This window comes from Thiolapillus sp. (assembly GCF_048562965.1).
GTDB lineage: Bacteria > Pseudomonadota > Gammaproteobacteria > Chromatiales > Chromatiaceae > Thiolapillus > Thiolapillus brandeum_A.
This window is the reverse complement of the sequence record NZ_JBHNMF010000908.1, coordinates 1-1,144: the sequence shown is the minus strand read 5'-3', so window position 1 is coordinate 1,144 and position 1,144 is coordinate 1. Positions and strand designations below refer to the sequence as shown.

The following is a 1,144-nucleotide window of genomic DNA, read 5'->3' as shown; positions in this document are numbered from 1 at the left end:
GGCCTATTGCCGCATCTCCAGTTACCTGCAGACCATGGCAAATCAGGGATACAATCCGCTGGTCGCCATTCAAATGGCCTTTTCGGGACAGCTCTATGCTGATAGGGGTGAGTAGTTACTTTTTTACAAGAACAGCATTCAGGATGCCTGGGACTGGTTGCGGGAGGGCAGGGAGGACGTCTCCCCAACGACAGAGGATCCTGTCGAACTGGCGAACAGGAAACCGGATCCTTACAGGCATATACTGGTTGCGCTGGACTTTACGCCACATTCCAGTCATGCGCTGGCGCTGGCGCTGGCGCGGGCGCTTGAACTGGTGCGGCTGCATGATTCAAAACTATCGCTGATTCACGCGGTGGAGAACAGCTTCTACCCGGATCTCGGCTATGACCCCCTGATGATCGATCCGGGAGAATTTGCAGAACTGGATCAGCAGATCCATGACCAGGCGGTATTGAGAATGGAGCAACTGGCGAAAAGTCTGGATTATGCGGATGTTCAGCATGATGTGCTCTGGGGAACACCGAAAAGCGCGGTACTTTCCTATGCGGAGGCTCAGAAAGTCGACCTGATCGTGGTGGGCTCTCATGGCAGGCATGGCATTGCGAAGCTGCTGGGCTCAACGGCTGTGGCCATTGTTCACAGTGCGCGCTGTGATGTGTTCGTAGTGCGGCTGGCCGAATAATTGTAGATACGGTTTCGGACAGTTTTTTTCGAGGTGAAGAAGGAAACCCTTCCGTGGGCTTTTTCACATCCTGTCAGATATCGCCGATGACGCGCTCATCCCGGGGAATGCTGAGCAGTTTCTCTGCTTCCACAGTGTTTTTGGCAAAAACCAGCCTGAATTCCTGGGGATCCCGATCCGGGTGTTTGTCCCGCTCTTCCTTTACCCGCAGTTTGGCTTCCCGGTACTTGGGATAGGTTTCGATATGCGTGAGCAGTCTCGCTCCTGATTCCGGGTGGGTGATGACTTCATAAGTAAAATAGGGCATTTATTACTCCTTTTAGATCAATTAGTAACAATACCTAGAGTTTAGAGTAAGCAACATTGTTCCACCGTATATTTTCGGGTGAAATAAAGTTGCTATTTTGTTCATACTGCCCGTTAGAGCTTGTTCTATACGCTGATTGCTGCATCCTGCTC

The 1,144-nt window shown here is 51.5% G+C and carries 2 protein-coding genes; one reads left to right on the top strand and one right to left on the bottom strand.

Translation table 11 applies throughout. The features are described 5' to 3' along the window. The first annotated feature begins 157 nt into the window (after positions 1-157). A complete protein-coding gene (locus ACOCD2_RS21090) occupies positions 158-685 on the top strand; it encodes a universal stress protein (RefSeq protein WP_293653661.1) in 528 nt (175 codons plus the stop codon). 73 nt (positions 686-758) lie between these two features. Here ACOCD2_RS21090 and ACOCD2_RS21085 read toward each other — a convergent pair whose 3' ends face one another. Continuing rightward, complete coding sequence (locus ACOCD2_RS21085) at positions 759-992, bottom strand: hypothetical protein (RefSeq protein ID WP_293650401.1); 234 nt, start codon at positions 990-992, stop codon at positions 759-761. Between the last annotated feature and the right edge of the window lie 152 nt (positions 993-1,144).

What these genes read in the sequence shown, in the direction of transcription:
- ACOCD2_RS21085 (WP_293650401.1), bottom strand. Translation starts at nt 992, where the DNA reads ATGCCCTATTTTACTTATGAAGTCATCACCCACCCGGAATCAGGAGCG.